Here is a 1045-nt window from a genome sequence, read left to right on the forward strand (position 1 = left end):
GTCCGGCGAGAACACCACCGACCGCACCGGACCACTGTGGCCGGTGAGGGGGCCACCGAGCCGACGAGGGGCGCCCGGGTTGGACACATCCCACAACACCACCGTGCGGTCATCGCTGCCGCTGGCCAGGGTGCGTCCGTCCGGCGAGAACACCACCGACCGCACCGGACCACTGTGGCCGGTGAGGGGGCCACCGAGCCGACGAGGGGCGCCCGGGTTGGACACATCCCACAACACCACCGTGCGGTCATCGCTGCCGCTGGCCAGGGTGCGTCCGTCCGGCGAGAACACCACTGACCGCACCGGATCGTTATGACCGATGAGGGGATCGCCGAACGGATGGGGAGCAGCCGGGTTGGACACATCCCACAGCCGCACGGTGCGGTCGTCGCTGCCGCTGGCCAGGGTGCGCCCGTCCGGGGAGAACACCACCGACCCCACCGGACCGCTGGGGCCGGTGAGGGAACCGCCGAGCGGATGGGGAGCAGCCGGGTTGGACACATCCCACAGCAGTACGGTGCTGCCGTCGCTGCCTGCGACCAGGGTGTGCCCGTCCGGGGAGAACACCACCGACCCCACCGGACCGCTGGGGCCGGTGAGGGGATCGCCGAGCTGACCGGGGGAAGCGCGGTCGGACACATCCCACAGCACCACCGTCTGGTCGTCGCTGCCGGCGGCCAGGGTGTGCCCGTCCGGGGAGAACACCACCGACCGCACCGGACCGCTGGGGCCGGTGAGGGGATCGCCGAACGGACGGGGAGCAGCCGGGTTGGACACATCCCACAGCCGCACGGTCTGGTCGTCGCTGCCGGCGGCCAGGGTGTGCCCGTCCGGGGAGAACGTCACCGACCACACCGAACTGTCGTGGGTGGTGAGGGGATCGCCGAGCCGACGGGGGGCAGCCAGGTTGGACACATCCCACAGCCGCACGGTGCGGTCGTCGCTGCCGGTAGCCAGGGTGCGCCCGTCCGGCGAGAACACCACTGACCGCACCGGATCGTTATGACCGATGAGGGGGCCACCGAGCCGACGAGGAGCGCCCAGG

1 protein-coding gene is annotated in these 1045 nt (G+C 71.8%); it reads right to left on the reverse strand.

Features of this window, described 5'->3' with window-relative positions; all coding sequences use genetic code 11:
* Positions 1-984, reverse strand: a 984-nt coding sequence (locus tag U9978_RS22815; RefSeq protein WP_416211111.1) for a WD40 repeat domain-containing protein, incomplete at its 3' end; no start/stop codon positions are given.
* Positions 985-1045 lie beyond the last annotated feature (61 nt).

Origin of the sequence: Protofrankia sp. Cr2, assembly GCF_963555885.1 — a bacterium.
In the GTDB taxonomy this organism is placed as follows: domain Bacteria; phylum Actinomycetota; class Actinomycetes; order Frankiales; family Frankiaceae; genus Protofrankia.